The sequence below is a fragment of the Aquisalimonas lutea genome, from assembly GCF_030409225.1.
GTDB lineage: Bacteria > Pseudomonadota > Gammaproteobacteria > Nitrococcales > Aquisalimonadaceae > Aquisalimonas > Aquisalimonas lutea.
Genome location: NZ_JAUFPK010000001.1, coordinates 2,290,758 through 2,305,326, shown reverse-complemented (window position 1 = coordinate 2,305,326; position 14,569 = coordinate 2,290,758). Strand labels below are relative to the sequence as shown.

Below are 14,569 nucleotides of genomic sequence, written 5' to 3'. Positions count from 1 at the left end.
GCTTCCGGCCGAGCATCGCAGCCGCAGACAAGGCGCGTTGCGCAGCGCTGTACTGGTGGTACAGTCAGGCAACGCAACGCCGGCTGCAGCTCGCGCTGCTCGGCCCCGAAGGGCGCCCCACAGCGGCGTTGTGGGGCGCAGAGGCACGCGGGAGTTTTTCAGCGTTTCCTTAACCTGACGGCAAGGCGTATCGCGGGCATGCCGACAGGGAGGCCGCGCGCCCCGGGCGCCCCACGCGAACGGGAGGCCGACCGATGGGTGATCCCAGCAGCAGTGCCCCGGGTAACCACGACTCCCTGCTCTTCCGGGCCATCCGCGTGCAGCAGGGCGAGCTGCCCGGGCTCGTCGGCGGGTTCCTGTACTACTTCTTCCTGCTGTGCAGCTACTACATCCTGCGCCCGGTGCGCGACGAGATGGGCGTGCGCGGCGGCGTCGAGAACATGCAGTGGCTGTTCACCGCCACGTTCGTGGCCATGCTGGTGGCGGCGCCGCTGTTCGCCGCGCTGGCGACGCGCTTCCGCCGCACCCGGCTCATCCCCACGGCCTACGGCATCTTCATCCTCTGCATCCTCGGCTTCTGGCTGTGGCTGCGCAGCGACGTGGCCATGGCCTGGGGCGCGCGCACGTTCTTCGTCTGGCTGTCGGTGTTCAACCTGTTCGTCGTCTCGGTATTCTGGAGCTTCATGGCCGATCTCTTCGACGACGCCCAGGCGGCGCGGCTGTTCGGCGCCATCGCCGCCGGCGGCAGCGCGGGCGCCATTCTCGGCCCGGGCCTCACCGGGGTGCTGGCGCAGCAGCTCGCCCCGGAGACGCTGCTGCCGCTGGCCGCCGGCATTCTCGCCCTGACCCTGCCGTGCATGGGGCTGCTCAACCGCTGGTCCTACCGGCGGGCCGACGGCGGCAGGCAGGCGCGGGGCGAAGAGGGACCCCTGGGCGGGACCGTCCTCGAGGGGATTCAGGCCATCGCCACGTCGCGCTACCTGCTGGGCATCTGCGCGTTCATCTGGCTGTACACCACGCTGGCCACCTTCCTGTACTTCACCCAGGCCGATATCGTGGAGCAGGCCTTCGCCGACAGCGGCGACCGCACGTCGGTGTTCGCCGCCATCGACTTCACCACGAACGCCCTGACCGTCGGCCTGCAGCTGTTCGTCACGGCGCGGCTGGTGCAGCGGCTGGGGCTGGGGCGGGCGCTGGCGCTGGTGCCCCTGCTGGTGGCGGCCGGCTTCCTGATGCTGGCGATGCTGCCGGGCCTACTGGTGCTGGCCGCGTTCCAGGTGATCCGGCGGGCCGGGAACTACGCGATCGCCCGCCCGGGGCGCGAAATGCTGTTCACGGTGGTGCCGCGGATGCAGAAGTACAAGAGCAAGAACGCCATCGACACCGTGGTCTACCGCGGCGGCGATGCCATTGCCGGCTGGGTCTACGCCGGCCTGGCCGCGATGGGGCTCGGGATCACGGGGATCTCGCTGGTGGCGGTACCCCTCGCCCTGGTATGGGCGGCCATCGGCTACGGACTCGGTCTTTCCCGCAATGCGCGGGCACAGCAGCGGCGTGAGGAGGTGGACCATGAGCAGGCGGCCTACGCGCACCCCCCGTAGCATGACCCGGCGGACGTTCCTCCAGGCCTCCGCGGCCGCGGGCGCTGCCGGGGTGTTCGGCACCCCCGGACTGCGGGCCATGGCGGACGACCTGAACCGGCGCGCCATCCCGGCATCCGGCGAGCGGATCCCGGTCATCGGCCTGGGCACCGCCCGGACCTTCAACACCAACCCCAACGACGCCGCCGCCATGGAGTCCCTGCGCGGCGTGCTGGACGCCTTCTACCAGGGCGGCGGGCGCGTGGTGGACTCGTCCCCCATGTACGGCCACGCGGAGACCGTGGTCGGGCGGCTGGCGGACGAGCTGGGCATCGCCGACGAGCTGTTCATGGCGACCAAGGTCTGGACCCGCGGACGCGACGACGGCATCGCCCAGATGGAGCGCTCCCGGGAGCGCATGGGGGGCGGCCGGCTGGATCTCATCCAGGTCCACAACCTGGTGGACCTGCAAACGCACCTGGCGACGCTGCGCGCGTGGCGCGACGAGGGGCGGGTCCGCTACATCGGCGTCACCCACTCGCGGACCTCGCAGCACGACGAGCTGACGCGCATCGTCCAGCGCGAGCCCATCGACTTCGTCCAGCTCAACTACAACATCGCCGCGCGCAACGCCGAGGCACGGCTCCTGCCCGCGGCCGCCGACAACGGCGTGGCGGTGCTGGTGAACGAGCCGTTCGAGCGCGGTACGCTGTTCCGGCGGGTCGGCGACCGTGCCCTGCCCGGCTGGGCCGGCGACATCGGCGCGGCCACCTGGGCGCAGTTCTTCCTCAAGTTCATCACCGGACACCCGGCGGTGACCTGCGCCATACCGGCCACCAGCGACCCGGAGCACTCCGCGGACAACATCGGCGCCTGCCGCGGCCCCCTGCCCGACGACAACCAGCGGGAGCGCATGGCACGGTATTTCGACCAGCTGTAAGAGGCGATCATCATGAACGTATGTGACGGGTTCGCGGACGCGGTGGGCAATACGCCGCTGATCCGCCTCCAGGCCGTCTCCCGGGAGACCGGCTGCGACATCCTCGGCAAGGCCGAGTTCATGAACCCCGGCGGCTCGGTGAAGGACCGCGCGGCGCTCTACATCATCCGCGACGCCGAGCAGCGCGGGGCGCTGCGTGCCGGCGGCACGGTGGTCGAGGGCACCGCGGGCAACACCGGCATCGGCCTCGCCCACATCTGCAACGCCCGCGGCTATCGCTGCGTGATCGTGATCCCGGAAACCCAGACGCAGGAGAAGATAGACCTCCTGCGCACCCTGGGCGCCGAGGTGCACACGGTGCCGGCGAAGCCCTACCGGGACCCCAACAACTACCAGAAGGTGGCCGGGCGCATGGCCGAGGAGATGGACAACGCCATCTGGGCCAACCAGTTCGACAACACCGCCAACCGCGTGGGCCACTACGAGACCACGGGCCCGGAGCTCTGGCGGCAGACCGACGGCCGGCTGGACGCCTTCGTCGCCGCCACCGGCACCGGCGGCACCCTGGCCGGGGTCGCGCGCTACCTCAAGGAGCAGTCACCCGCGGTGCGCAGCGTGCTCGCCGACCCGAAGGGCAGCGCCCTGTACCGCTACGTCAAGACCGGCAGTCCCGAGGTCGAGGGCGAAGGCTCCATCACCGAGGGCATCGGCAGCACGCGCGTGACGGCCAACCTGGAGGGCACGCCCATCGACGATGCCTACTCCATCCCCGACCAGGAGGCGGTCACCCTGGTCTACCGCATGCTCCACGAGGAGGGGCTGTTCCTGGGCAGCTCATCGGGGATCAACGTCGCGGCGGCCGTGCGCCTGGCCCGGGACCTGGGCCCCGGGCACACCATCGCGACCCTGCTGTGCGACGGCGGCGCCCGCTACTACTCGCGGCTGTTCAACCCGGAATGGCTGCGGGACAAGGGCCTCGATCCGGACCTTCGCTGACCGCCCCGCCGGAGGCGCGCCGTCGCGGCCCCGGCATCCGGCTACCAGAGCCAGGCGACCAGCACCGCGCCCAGGACCAGGCGGTAGATGACGAAGGGCATCATGCCCCACTGGTTGATCCACTTCAGGAAGTAGTGGATGCAGACGAAGGCGACGCCGGCGGACAGCACGCCGCCGAGGAGAAAGTTGCCCCAGGGGACGGCGGCCCCGGCCCGGGCGAGGTCCAGCAGGGTCAGGCCGGCCGCCAGCACGGTCACCGGGATCGCCAGCAGGAACGAGAACCGGGCCGCGGCATCCCGGCGCAGCCCGAGCATCCGGCCGGCGGTCATGGTGATGCCCGAGCGCGACGTCCCCGGGATGAGCGCGATGGCCTGGGCGCAGCCGACGAACAGTGCATCGCGGATGCGGATGGTGCCGTCGCCCCGCCGCTGGGGTGCGAACCAGTCGGCCGCGCCGAGCAGCACGCCGAAGCCGATGGTGGTGGCGGTAATGGTCATGACCGCCACCCGGGGCTCGCGCAGCGCGGTCTCGATGAGCTCCTTGAACGCCAGGCCGGCGAGGCCCACCGGGATGGTGCCGATGAGTACCGCCCAGGCCAGCCGGCTGTCCCCGCGCGGCGCCCGCGCCACCAGCGAGGCCAGCCAGTCCCGGGCGAGGCGGACCAGGTCGCGGCGGAAATAGGCGACCACCGCGGCGAGCGTGCCCAGGTGCACGGCCAGATCGAAGCCCAGGCCCTGGTCCTCCCAGCTGGTTACCTGGGGCAGGAGCAGGAGATGCCCGGAGCTGGAGATGGGCAGGAACTCGGTAATCCCCTGGAGCACGGCCAGGAGCACCACGTGGAGCAACGTCATGTACGCGATCCCGTCCTGTCGCGGCGGCCCGGAAGGCGCAACCATACCCGCTCGGCCCGGTCCCGCGCCAGTGCCCGCGCCTGCGGCCAACGGCCCGGGCTGATACCATGACCGTCCCCAACCGGACGCCCACGACCTCGCCGCCGACCATGCGTACGCCCGACAGGAAACCGCAACCGCCCGATCCCCTCGCCTGCTGCCAGGGCAACTGCGTGCCCTGCGTGTTCGATGTCTACGAGCGGGCGCTGGAGCGCTGGGAGAAGGCCTGCATGGACGACGGCACCGCCGGCGCGGGCCGAGAGCGATCCCCCCTCGCCGTGCTCCGGGCGCGCATGGCCGACGACGGCGAATAGGCGCATGCGGCCCGGGGGATCACCTCAGGGCGTGAGATTCATGTGGCGGTTGACGTCCTTGTACAGGAGGTAGCGGAACGGCCCCGGCCCGCCGGCATAGCACGCCTGCGGGCAGAATGCGCGCAGCCACATGAAATCGCCGGCCTGGACTTCCACCCAGTCCTGGTTCAGGTGGTAGACGCCCTTGCCCTCCAGCACGTACAGGCCGTGCTCCATGACGTGCATCTCGTCGAAGGGGATTACGCCCCCCGGCTGGAACGTGACGATGGTCACGTGCATGTCGTGGCGCATGTCCGCAGGGTCGACGAACCGCGTCGTGGCCCAGCGGCCGTCGGTATCCGGCATGGGCTCCGGCGTGATGCGGCGCTCATTGGTCACGAAGCCCTCGGGCTCGTCCAGGCCGTCGACGTACTCGTAGGCCTTGCGGATCCAGTGGAACCGGGCTATATCCGGCCCCGGGTTGTGTACCCGCCAGGCGGCATCCGGCGGCAGGAACGCGTAGCCGCCCGGCTCCATGGTGTGCGTCTCGCCCTCCAGATCCAGCTCCAGCTGCCCTTCCATGAGGAACAGCACCGCCTCGATGCCGCCCTCCAGCTCCGGCCGGTCACTGCCGCCGCCGGGCTGCACCTCCATGACGTACTGGGAGAACGTCTCGGCGAACCCCGACATCGGCCGGGCCAGGACCCATAGCCGGGTCTTGTCCCAGAACGGCAGGTAGCTGGCCACGATGTCCCGCAGCACCCCCCGCGGGATCACGGCGTAGGACTCCGTGAACACGGCGCGGTCCGTCAGCATCTGGGTCTGCGGGGGCAGCCCGCCCCGCGGGGCGTGGTAGCTCGGCTCGGACATGGCAGGTCTCCTGACTGTATCGCTTACATGGTGCTTGGGCGCTCATTGTATACACAAGCCCCGGAAGCGATGCCCCCCACGGAGCGCGTCACCGGCGATCAGGTGCGGAACCGCTGCATGAGCCCGTCCAGCTCCTCGGCGAGCTGGCGCATGCGCTCGCACTCCTGCCGCGACTGATCGCTCACGCTCCGGGTCTCCTGGCCCAGCTCGTTGATCTGGGTGATCGTCCGGTTGATCTCCTCCGCGGCGGTGCTCTGCTCTTCGGTGGCCGAGGCGACCTGGTGCGTCATGTCGGTAATGCTGCGCACCCAGTCGCCGATCACCCGCAGGGCCTCGCCGGCGCTCTGGCTCTGGGTCACGCACTCCTCGGTGACCGTGCGCCCCTCGTCCATGGTCCGCGACACCTGGCCGGCGCTGGTCTCCAGGCGCTCCACCGTGGCGCGGATCTCCTGGGTGGACTCCTGGGTACGGGCGGCCAGCGTGCGGACCTCCTCGGCCACCACGGAGAAGCCGCGTCCCTGCTCGCCGGCCCGCGCCGCCTCGATGGCGGCGTTCAGGGCCAGCAGGTTGGTGCGCTCGGAGATCTCGTTGATGGTGTCCAGCACCCCGGTGACCTGGCGGACCTCCCCGGAGAGCTGGTCCATGGCCTCGCCGGCGTGCTCCATGGTGGTATTCAGCCGCTGGATGGAGTCGGCATTGGCCTGCACCGTCTCGCGGCCCGCCTCCGCCTGCTGTGACGCCTCGTTGGCCTTGTCGGCGACCTCGCTGGTGTTGCGCGCGATCTCCTGGACGGTGCTGCCCATCTCGTTGACCGCCGTGGCCACCTCGCCGGTACGCTCGGCCTGCTCGCCCGCCCGCCGGGAGGCGTCCTGGACCTGCCCGGTGACCGTGGCCACCGCCTCGCGCAGAGTCTCGCTCCGCCGGGCCACCTCGTCCACCAGCTGCTGGATCTCGCCGACGAAGGCGTTGAAGCCGCGGCCCAGGGCGCCGATCTCGTCGCCGCGGCTGTCGTCCAGGCGCTGCGACAGATCGCCGCCGCCCCCGCCGAGGGCTTCCAGGCGCCGCGCCAGGCGTTGCAGCGGCAGCACGATGCGCCGGGCCAGAAAGGCCATGACCAGCAGGCCCGCCGCGCTGATGCCCACCGCCACGGCGATCACCCAGGACACCGCCTGGTTGAGCGCGCCGTACAGCTCGGCGGTGGGAATGCGCGCCACGGCCAGCCAGTCCAGGCCGGCCAGGGGCTGCGCCGCGACGATGGACTCCTCGCCGGCGGCGTCGGTGACGCGGACCCAGCGGAACCCGTCCCCCCGGATCAGCTCCTCCGCGGATGCGGCGTCCATGCCGCCCAGCTCCTCCAGGGAGGAACCGCTCATCTGCTTGCCGCCCGGGTGCACCGTCACCACGCCGGAACCGTCCACCAGGAACGCTTCACCGGACTCGCCCACCGGCGTCTCGGCGATGATCTCGGCCATGGCGTCCAGCCGGTAGCCGATGGCCACGGAGCCCACGGGCTCGCCGTCCACCCGGATCTGCTGGTTGGCGTACAGCGTGTGCACGCCGGTGTTGAGATCGGTATCGATGCTCAGGCGCGCCCGCTGGTCCTGGCCCATGTAATCGTAGAACCAGGCGTCGTCGGGATCATCCGGCTCCAGCTCGCGGGTAATGCCGGCGGGCTCGTAGTAGTGCCCGGTCTCCCGCGATGCCAGGTTGACCGTGGTCGCGCCCAGCCGCTCCTCCAGGCGGCCGAGATACTGCGTCACGGCCGCCTGCCGCTCCTCGGGCTCGCCGGCGGCCAGCCAGTCGCGCAGGTAGGTGTTCTCGGCCATGCCGTAGGCGAGGTTCAGCGGCCGGTCCATCTGCCGGCCCACCTCGTTGCTGACCCCGTCCAGGATGGCCGGGAGCTCCGTATCCGTCACCCGCTCCTCGATAATGCTGCCGAACAGGCGGTACTGCAGCGTCATTGCAACAGCGACGGTGGTAATGACGACGACACCAGTCGCCACCAGGACTTTCCAGGTCAGGGACCAGTCGCTAACACGCATCAACACGGTCTCGCTCCTAGTGGAATGCCAAGCATTGTACTTTTCGTTGTATACAATATCGGCACACGATGCCGGGAGCTTGAGCCCGCTGGTGTGATCCAGTTATCAGCGCCGGCATCGCGCTGCCCGGCGCAAGGACCCGGGAAAACGCATCGGCAGTCGCGGGAGCCGTTGGCGGTAGTCGCGGCGGGAAAGCGGGAAAAAGGTCCCGGAGCCGCCGGTAGTACGGCGGCTCCGGGGCAGACAAGGAGAAGAAGCTCCATGCGGCCGCTTCAGCGACCCGGGCAATCATGCCAGGAAACCGGGGCGCCGGCTTCCGGGCGGGCGGAAATACAGTTGTTCCGGCTGCGACAGGCAGGAAAGCCCGCCGCACGCATCGCCGGCGCCCACGGTTCAGTACTCCAGGCAGATCTTGCCAAAGTGCTGCCCGGAGGCCTCGTGGCGGAACGCATCGGCGATACCGTCCAGCGGAAAGCTCCGGTCGATAACGGGGCGCAGGGTGCCGCCATCCAGCGCGCGCACCATGTCCAGCTGATGCTGGCGGCTACCCACGATGAGCCCCTGGAGCCGGGCCTGCTTGGCCATGAGCTTGGCCGTGGGGATCTCCCCGGCGCGGCCCGTGAGCACGCCGATCAGGGTGATCCGCCCGCCCAGGCGCACCGCCTCGATGGACTGCGGCAGCGTGCCGGGGCCGCCGACCTCGACCACGTGGTCCACGCCCGCACCCCCGGTCAGCTCGCGGACGCGGCTTCCCCACTCCGGCTCGTCGCGGTAATTGATGGTGTGCTCCGCGCCCAGGGCCCGCAGACGCTCCAGCTTGTCCGCGGACGATGACGTCGCGATGACCCGGGCGCCCATGTGCCGTGCCAGCTGTACGGAGAAGATGGACACGCCCCCGGTACCCAGGGTAAGCACGGTATCCCCGGGCTTCAGCCCGCCCTCCACCACCAGCGCCCGCCAGGCGGTGAGTCCCGCCGTGGTCAGCGTGGCCGCCTCCGCGTGGCTGTACCCGGCCGGGGCCCGGGTGAACCAGCCCGCCGGGCGCACCACGGCCTCGCGGGCGTAGCCGTCGACGCCGTCCCCCGGCGTCGTGCAGAAATCCCCCACGGGAGGCGGCCCGCAGTGCCAGGTGGGGAAGAAGCAGGAAACCACGGCATCCCCGGTGCTGAACGCCTCGACGCCGGCGCCCACCGCCTCCACCGTGCCGGCACCATCGGCCATGGGAACCAGGCCGTCGGCCACCGGCTTCATGCCGGCGACGACGCTGTAGTCGTGGAAGTTCAGGGAGCTGGCCCGGATGCGCACGCGCACCGCACCGGGGCCGGGCTCGCCGGGGTCGTCCGCGTCGCCGATCACCAACCGGTCCAGGCCGCCGGGCTGCTGCAGGGATACCTGTCTCATATCAACTCCCGTGTCGTCTCCGGTGTCGTTCGTCTGTCGGCCGCGTTCACGCGGGCCGGCCACGTTCCGCCGGCCGCGGCCCGAAATAGTCGCCAAGCATCCACGGCAGTGCAAGAACGATCTCCAGCGGTCCGCGCCGGAAGAGCCAACGCCATGCCGTCGCGATCGCCATGCCCCCGAGCGCGAAGACCAGCACCACGGGAACGGCCTCCTCCGGCGACGCCGCGCCCCGCAGCTCCGGCCGCCACGCCAGGATCAGCAGATGGCCGACGTAGAACGTCAGGGCCAGCTGCCCCATGGCTACCGGGGGCCACAGCCATCGCCCCGCAAGGTCCGCGGCGAGCAGGCACAGGCCGGTCACGGCCACGGCGGTCCCGGTCGCACTCCACAACCACAGGGGCATCTGGCTGTGCGGCGCGGCGAGGAGCAGATGATCCCAGGCCACGAGGTAGCCCGGCTCACCGAGCCCTGCCTGCAATGCGGCCGCCAGGCCCAGCGCAGCACCGGCGACGCCGGCGCCCCCGAGCACGCACCACCAGCGCAGCGCAGTGCGGCGGAGGTCGCGGCGCCCGAGCCAGACCCCGAACAGGAACGGCGCCGCCCAGGTAATCAGGGGGTAGGGCCCTTCCAGGGCCAGGCCCAGCAGGATCTCACCCGCGGGATCGCCCAGCACCAGCCGCCGCCCGCCGACGATGGCCGGTGTGTGCATCTCCAGGGCCAGGGCGGTGAACGGTCCCATGACCGCCAGTACCAGGGCGAGCCCCAGCAACGGCCGGTCCGGAAGGCGCACGACGGCGATTGCGGCAAGGAACAGCGCCGCGTAGACGGGCAGGATCACCAGGGCGCTGATCCCCAGGGTCTGCAGCCACAGCCCGAGCGGCAGCAGCCAGGCGCTGCGCCAGGCGAGCCGGGCCGGCGCGCCGTTCAGCCAGCCGCTGCGGGCGCCGGCCAGCAGCGAGACCCCGATACCAGCGAGGAGCATGAACAAAATGGCGGCGCGCCCGTGCGGCAGCGCGTACAGCCATCCGCCGAGGTCGTCTTCATGGGTCGGGCCGACATGCACCATGAGCATGCCGATGATGGCCAGCGCCCGCGCGAGGTCGATTCCCGCGAGCCTCGCCATCGTGCCTGGGTAGGACGCCATGCTGGCCCGCTCCGATTCGCCGCCAAGGGAATGGTTTGGACCATAGCATCACGAGAATGACTTCACGGCACCGCCGTCACGGCAGCGGGCGACCTCACGCAGGGGCAACCGGTCAGGAGCCCCCGGCCTCGCCTTCCAGCGCGTTCAGCAGCCGCTGCCAGGCCGCCTTCTCGGCACGGGAGGCGCCTTCCGGCTCGGCAACGCTGAGAACCGTCTCGCCCGCTGCATCGCGGCAGTCCAGGGACCGATCGAACCCGGTCCGCGCGGGTCGATGGACCATTTCCACGGCGCGGATGGCCGATGGCGTGACCGTCAGGGCGAAGCCGGCATCGTGGACGCGGTAGGCATTGTCATTGAGGCGCAGCCACCGCACCAGGCCGGTGAAGCGCTGCGCCACGCCGGCGTTGCCGGCGAGCACGCTGACGGGAAGCTCGGCATCCGCAAGCGACTGCAGCAACCGCTCCAGGGCATCCGGTGCCAGGGGCCGGACCTGCTGGCCCGGCCGATACAGCATGGTGCCGAGGCGGCCGCCGTCCGCGTGCAGGCGCCGCCGCGACCAATCGAGCACGGCGGCCGGCTCGGCCGCGGCAGAAAAATCCGGGTCCGTGACGCCGCCGAACGGTCGCCTCGCCACATCCAGGAACGGCCGCTGCTCGTCCGCGGCGTAGCGGACCACCAGCTCGTACCAGGCATCCATGTTCGTCTCCGGGGTCGGATAGACCGCGTGCAGAAAGCGGCCGTGCTCGTCGAAGAAGCGCAGGCTGCATTCCGATACCGGCTCGACAACGGCGCAGCCGTGCGCCCAGGCATTGAAGAACATGCGCAGATCGAGGGCGCCGCTGCATGCGCCGGTCTGCGACTGGGCCTGGAACCGCAGCGCCCCGGCCGCCCCGCGGATGCGGTGCATGGCCACCGGGTTGGTGGTCAGGGTCTCCACGGGCCCCACTCCGGCCAGATGCGCGTACAGGGCGGGAAACTCCGGGACCAGCCGCCGCACTCGGGACGGCGGCTCGGCAAGCAGGGCCGTGAGCTCGCAGGTCGCCTCCGGCTGCCGACGCGCCTCCCGCGTCGCCGCCGGCCCGTGCACCAGGATCTGTCGCCAGGCGCGGTGCATGCCCCGCGCCGTCTCCTGTGTCAATCGTAACGATCTGCCCATGACGGCCCTCCGCTGGTCGTGCCGAACACCGATCCCGCTTTCGCGTGCCGTGACTCAACGAGCCAGCGAAGAGCCATCTGCACACTAATGCGAATCATTCTCATTTTTAGACGAGAACAGGACGGATTGCAAGAGCGGCCCCGGATTCAAGCCGCCGCGCGGGACGAGGGGTAGAAAATTCGGTCTGTCGGCACCACGTCCCTCATCGGTCCCATCAACACGCCATCAGCAACGGGAGGCAGCCAATGAAGGTGGTTCACGCTAACGGGGCGGACATTCCCGCCATCGGCTTCGGCACGTTCCAGCTGGAGCCGGACACGGCCCGGGCTCGCGTGCACGACGCTCTCGCAGCGGGCTACCGGCACATCGACACCGCGCAGATGTACAACAACGAGGAGGCCGTCGGCGCCGGCATCCGCGACAGCGGTCTGGCACGCGACGAGATCTTCGTTACCACCAAGGTCTGGGTGGACCGCTTCCGCGACGGCGATCTCCAGCGCTCGGCGGAGGAGAGCCTGCAGCGGCTCGGCCTGGACGCCGTCGACCTGCTGCTGCTCCACTGGCCCAACCCGGAGGTGCCGCTGGAGGAGACCATCGGCGCGCTCAACGACGTCCGGCAGCGCGGCATGGCACGGCATATCGGGGTGAGCAACTTCACCGTGGCGCTGACCCGGGAAGCGATCGCGGCCTCCGACGCACCCCTGGTCACCAACCAGGTGGAATACCACCCCTATCTGTCCCAGGATCCGGTGCGCCGGGAGCTGGCCCGCCAGGGCATGGCGCTCACCGCGTACTGCCCGCTGGGCCAGGGGCGTGTCCTCCAGGACCCGGTCATCGCCCGGATCGCCTCGGACCACGGCAAGGACCCGGGCCAGGTCATTCTCCGCTGGCACTATCAGCAGCCGGACGTGGTGGCCATTCCCCGCAGCTCCCGGGAGGAGCGGGTGCGCTCGAACCTGGAGATCTTCGATTTCGAGCTCAGCGAGGCGGAGATGAACGCGATCTCGGGCCTCGCCCGCGAGGACGGCCGAATCATCAGCCCGGCCAGCCTGGCGCCCGCCTGGGACAACGCCGGCTAGTGCCGCAGGTCAGCAACGGCGCTCCCGGACGGCCCCTGCCCGTCCGGGCGCATCCCCTCGCCCCCGACGACCGGGTCGTTGCGGCGGGCGTCGCGGCGATGCAGCGGGCACAACCGCAGCCGGGTGCCTGCCGGCGCGGCGACGGCGTCATCCCGCACCCCGCAGACCTGGCAGGTCCGGCGGGCCGCTTGCCGGTACTCCTGCAGCGTGCGGCAGAGCATGGCCCGGCGCGCCGGGGACACCCCGCTCATGTCGCAGCGGATGCGCAGGCCGCCGCGCTCCTCGCGGACCACCACCCGCAGACCCGATAGTTGCGCGACCAGCCGTTGCGCCAGGGCGACCCATCCGGGGCTGTGCACCTGCACGGGGTCGAAGGCGATTTCCTGCACCATGGCTGCACCTGCCGATAACTGTATTTTTATACAGTATCAACAAGCAGCCGGCCAGAAAAGCACCCGCTCCCGAGAACGGATCACCGTGCCGGGGCCGGACCTACCGGTCCGCGTGCCCCAGGGACTTCTCCGGCGCCACCACGTCGCGCACCAGGCGCTTGAGCTGCGTGATCTCGGGAAAGCCGCCCTGCTCCTTGCGGGACCACAGGAGCTCGCCATTGGCGTGCACCTCGAAGACCCCGCCGGTGCCCGGGCGCAGCACCAGCTCCCTGATCTCACCGTCGAAGGTGGTCAGCAGCTCCTGGGCCATCCAGCTCGCCCGCAGCAGCCAGCCGCACCGGGTGCAATAGTGGAGCTCGACGACGTTGCCCTTCCGCGCCGTGTCCTGCATCGCTCGATTGTCCTCCACATCCGCCGTGAACCAATCCCGTCCCTGATACGATAGCGGGTTTTCCGCCAGGGAAACGCTGAACCATGCCCGCGCCGACCGAACCGCGATCCCATCCGCCCCTGCGCCTGGCCTGGTGCATCTGGGGTCTCGGAGCCGCCCTGTATCTCGTGGGATTCTTCCACCGGGTGGCCCCGGCGGTCATCACCGACGAGCTGATGCGGGACTTCCAGCTGGGCAGCGCCGCCCTCGGCCACCTGTCGGCGTTCTACTTCTATACCTACGTGGCCATGCAGGTCCCCACCGGGATTCTCGCGGACCGCCTGGGGCCCCGCCCCCTGCTCGCCTGGGGGACGTTCATCGCGGCCCTGGGGGCGTTCCTGTTCGCCTTCGCGCCCGGCTTCGCCGTGGCCGCCGTCGGCCGCGCCCTGATCGGCGGCTCCGTCGCCGTGGCGTTCGTGTGCATGCTCAAGCTCGCCGCGCACTGGATGGACGCGCGGCGCTTCGCCCTGGCCAGCGGGCTGGGGCTGTGCGTGGGCATGGTCGGCGCCGTCTCCGCCGGCGTCCCCCTGCGGCTGGGCATCGATGCCTTCGGCTGGCGCCCGGTGATGGCGGTCATCGGCGCCGTCACCCTGGTGCTCGCCGGGCTCATCGCCTGGCTGGTCCGCGACGACCCGCAGGGCTACGGCTACCGCAGCCACGCCCACCCGGACGCCGCACCCGCCCAGCGCCAGGGCATCCTGGCCGGGCTCGGGGAGGTGCTCAGCCATCGCAACGGCTGGCTGCTGGTACTCATCCCCGGCGGCGTGGTCGGGCCGCTGCTGACCTTCGCCGGGCTCTGGGGCGTGCCCTACCTCAGCACCCACTACGGCCTGTCCACCAGCGAGGCGGCGACCTACACCTCGGCCCTGCTGCTGGCCTGGGCGGTGGGCGGTCCCGCCTTCGGCGCCCTGTCGGATCGACTGCACCGGCGCAAGGCGCCCTATCTCGCGGGCGTGGTCACGGTGCTCGCCGGCTGGCTGCTGGTCATCCTGGTGCCGGGGCTCCCCCACGGGGCCCTGCTGGCGGCACTCATCGCCATCGGCCTGGCCTCCGGGGCCATGATCCTGTCGTTTCCGCTGGGCAAGGAGTCGGTACCGCCCCACCTGGCGGCCACGGTGGCCGGCCTGATCAACATGGGCGTCATGATCGGCCCCATGGCCCTGCAGCCGGCGGTGGGCTGGCTGCTGGAGCGCTTCTGGGACGGCACCACCCAGGGCGGCACCCCGGTGTACCAGCTGGCCACGTACCAGTGGGCGTTCTCCGGCATGCTGGTGTGGACGGCCGCCGCGGCGGCGCTGCTGTGCTTCACCCGGGAGACCGCGGGCCGGCAGCAGCAGCGCCGGGCGGACTAGGTGT

Annotated in this window: 14 protein-coding genes; 6 read left to right on the top strand and 8 right to left on the bottom strand. The window is 70.8% G+C overall.

Going from position 1 to position 14,569, the window contains the following annotated elements:
* The first annotated feature begins 254 nt into the window (after positions 1 to 254).
* From QWY84_RS10825 to QWY84_RS10815, 3 genes are read left to right on the top strand one after another with little or no spacing between them, the layout of a single operon-like run.
* Positions 255 to 1,601: an NTP/NDP exchange transporter gene (locus QWY84_RS10825; RefSeq protein WP_290202600.1), complete on the top strand. Its 1,347-nt coding sequence runs from the start codon at positions 255 to 257 to the stop codon at positions 1,599 to 1,601.
* Entirely contained in the window at positions 1,570 to 2,520 is a 951-nt protein-coding gene (locus tag QWY84_RS10820) for an aldo/keto reductase (RefSeq protein WP_290202599.1), read from the top strand. The genes QWY84_RS10825 and QWY84_RS10820 overlap by 32 nt, the downstream gene beginning before the upstream one ends.
* 12 nt (positions 2,521 to 2,532) lie before the next feature.
* Entirely contained in the window at positions 2,533 to 3,516 is a 984-nt protein-coding gene (locus QWY84_RS10815; protein WP_290202598.1) for a cysteine synthase A, read from the top strand.
* Positions 3,517 to 3,557: 41 nt separating this feature from the next.
* Here the strand turns inward: QWY84_RS10815 and QWY84_RS10810 are convergent, their stop codons facing one another.
* Entirely contained in the window at positions 3,558 to 4,367 is an 810-nt protein-coding gene (locus QWY84_RS10810; protein ID WP_290202597.1) for an undecaprenyl-diphosphate phosphatase, read from the bottom strand.
* Positions 4,368 to 4,474: 107 nt separating this feature from the next.
* Here QWY84_RS10810 and QWY84_RS10805 point away from each other — a divergent pair, with 107 nt between their 5' ends.
* On the top strand, positions 4,475 to 4,720 hold the full coding sequence (locus tag QWY84_RS10805) for an oxidoreductase-like domain-containing protein (RefSeq protein ID WP_290202596.1): 246 nt from the start codon (positions 4,475 to 4,477) through the stop codon (positions 4,718 to 4,720).
* A gap of 24 nt (positions 4,721 to 4,744) precedes the next feature.
* Here QWY84_RS10805 and QWY84_RS10800 read toward each other — a convergent pair whose 3' ends face one another.
* The 5 genes from QWY84_RS10800 to QWY84_RS10780 all read right to left on the bottom strand — a co-directional run bounded on the left by QWY84_RS10800 (position 4,745) and on the right by QWY84_RS10780 (position 11,312).
* Complete coding sequence (locus QWY84_RS10800) at positions 4,745 to 5,569, bottom strand: bifunctional allantoicase/(S)-ureidoglycine aminohydrolase (RefSeq protein WP_290202595.1); 825 nt, start codon at positions 5,567 to 5,569, stop codon at positions 4,745 to 4,747.
* Positions 5,570 to 5,667: 98 nt separating this feature from the next.
* Positions 5,668 to 7,611 carry a methyl-accepting chemotaxis protein gene (locus tag QWY84_RS10795; RefSeq protein ID WP_290202712.1) on the bottom strand — a complete coding sequence of 648 codons (1,944 nt, stop codon included), beginning with the start codon at positions 7,609 to 7,611 and terminating at the stop codon, positions 5,668 to 5,670.
* Positions 7,612 to 8,004: 393 nt separating this feature from the next.
* Positions 8,005 to 9,012 (bottom strand): zinc-dependent alcohol dehydrogenase family protein, encoded by a 1,008-nt coding sequence (locus QWY84_RS10790; protein WP_290202594.1) that lies wholly within the window; start codon positions 9,010 to 9,012, stop codon positions 8,005 to 8,007.
* Between the two features lie 46 nt (positions 9,013 to 9,058).
* On the bottom strand, positions 9,059 to 10,156 hold the full coding sequence (locus QWY84_RS10785; RefSeq protein ID WP_290202593.1) for a DUF418 domain-containing protein: 1,098 nt from the start codon (positions 10,154 to 10,156) through the stop codon (positions 9,059 to 9,061).
* A gap of 112 nt (positions 10,157 to 10,268) precedes the next feature.
* Positions 10,269 to 11,312 (bottom strand): ChuX/HutX family heme-like substrate-binding protein, encoded by a 1,044-nt coding sequence (locus QWY84_RS10780; protein ID WP_290202592.1) that lies wholly within the window; start codon positions 11,310 to 11,312, stop codon positions 10,269 to 10,271.
* A gap of 245 nt (positions 11,313 to 11,557) precedes the next feature.
* Here QWY84_RS10780 and QWY84_RS10775 point away from each other — a divergent pair, with 245 nt between their 5' ends.
* Entirely contained in the window at positions 11,558 to 12,391 is an 834-nt protein-coding gene (locus QWY84_RS10775) for an aldo/keto reductase (protein ID WP_290202591.1), read from the top strand.
* Here the strand turns inward: QWY84_RS10775 and QWY84_RS10770 are convergent.
* Both QWY84_RS10770 and QWY84_RS10765 read right to left on the bottom strand, forming a co-directional pair.
* Entirely contained in the window at positions 12,388 to 12,783 is a 396-nt protein-coding gene (locus QWY84_RS10770; RefSeq protein ID WP_290202590.1) for a hypothetical protein, read from the bottom strand. The two genes, QWY84_RS10775 and QWY84_RS10770, sit on opposite strands and share 4 nt — an antisense overlap.
* A gap of 100 nt (positions 12,784 to 12,883) precedes the next feature.
* Positions 12,884 to 13,174 carry an Rdx family protein gene (locus QWY84_RS10765; protein ID WP_290202589.1) on the bottom strand — a complete coding sequence of 97 codons (291 nt, stop codon included), beginning with the start codon at positions 13,172 to 13,174 and terminating at the stop codon, positions 12,884 to 12,886.
* 83 nt (positions 13,175 to 13,257) lie between these two features.
* Between QWY84_RS10765 and QWY84_RS10760 the strand changes: the two genes are divergently transcribed.
* Positions 13,258 to 14,565 (top strand): MFS transporter, encoded by a 1,308-nt coding sequence (locus QWY84_RS10760; protein WP_290202588.1) that lies wholly within the window; start codon positions 13,258 to 13,260, stop codon positions 14,563 to 14,565.
* Positions 14,566 to 14,569 lie beyond the last annotated feature (4 nt).

Bases quoted from the DNA above. Each gene is read 5' to 3' on its own strand.
- QWY84_RS10825 (WP_290202600.1), top strand. From the start codon at position 255: ATGGGTGATCCCAGCAGCAGTGCCCCGGGTAACCACGACTCCCTGCTC.
- QWY84_RS10820 (WP_290202599.1), top strand. From the start codon at position 1,570: ATGAGCAGGCGGCCTACGCGCACCCCCCGTAGCATGACCCGGCGGACG.
- QWY84_RS10815 (WP_290202598.1), top strand. From the start codon at position 2,533: ATGAACGTATGTGACGGGTTCGCGGACGCGGTGGGCAATACGCCGCTG.
- QWY84_RS10810 (WP_290202597.1), bottom strand. From the start codon at position 4,367: ATGACGTTGCTCCACGTGGTGCTCCTGGCCGTGCTCCAGGGGATTACC.
- QWY84_RS10805 (WP_290202596.1), top strand. From the start codon at position 4,475: ATGACCGTCCCCAACCGGACGCCCACGACCTCGCCGCCGACCATGCGT.
- QWY84_RS10800 (WP_290202595.1), bottom strand. From the start codon at position 5,569: ATGTCCGAGCCGAGCTACCACGCCCCGCGGGGCGGGCTGCCCCCGCAG.
- QWY84_RS10795 (WP_290202712.1), bottom strand. From the start codon at position 7,611: ATGCGTGTTAGCGACTGGTCCCTGACCTGGAAAGTCCTGGTGGCGACT.
- QWY84_RS10790 (WP_290202594.1), bottom strand. From the start codon at position 9,012: ATGAGACAGGTATCCCTGCAGCAGCCCGGCGGCCTGGACCGGTTGGTG.
- QWY84_RS10785 (WP_290202593.1), bottom strand. From the start codon at position 10,156: ATGGCGTCCTACCCAGGCACGATGGCGAGGCTCGCGGGAATCGACCTC.
- QWY84_RS10780 (WP_290202592.1), bottom strand. From the start codon at position 11,312: ATGGGCAGATCGTTACGATTGACACAGGAGACGGCGCGGGGCATGCAC.
- QWY84_RS10775 (WP_290202591.1), top strand. From the start codon at position 11,558: ATGAAGGTGGTTCACGCTAACGGGGCGGACATTCCCGCCATCGGCTTC.
- QWY84_RS10770 (WP_290202590.1), bottom strand. From the start codon at position 12,783: ATGGTGCAGGAAATCGCCTTCGACCCCGTGCAGGTGCACAGCCCCGGA.
- QWY84_RS10765 (WP_290202589.1), bottom strand. From the start codon at position 13,174: ATGCAGGACACGGCGCGGAAGGGCAACGTCGTCGAGCTCCACTATTGC.
- QWY84_RS10760 (WP_290202588.1), top strand. From the start codon at position 13,258: ATGCCCGCGCCGACCGAACCGCGATCCCATCCGCCCCTGCGCCTGGCC.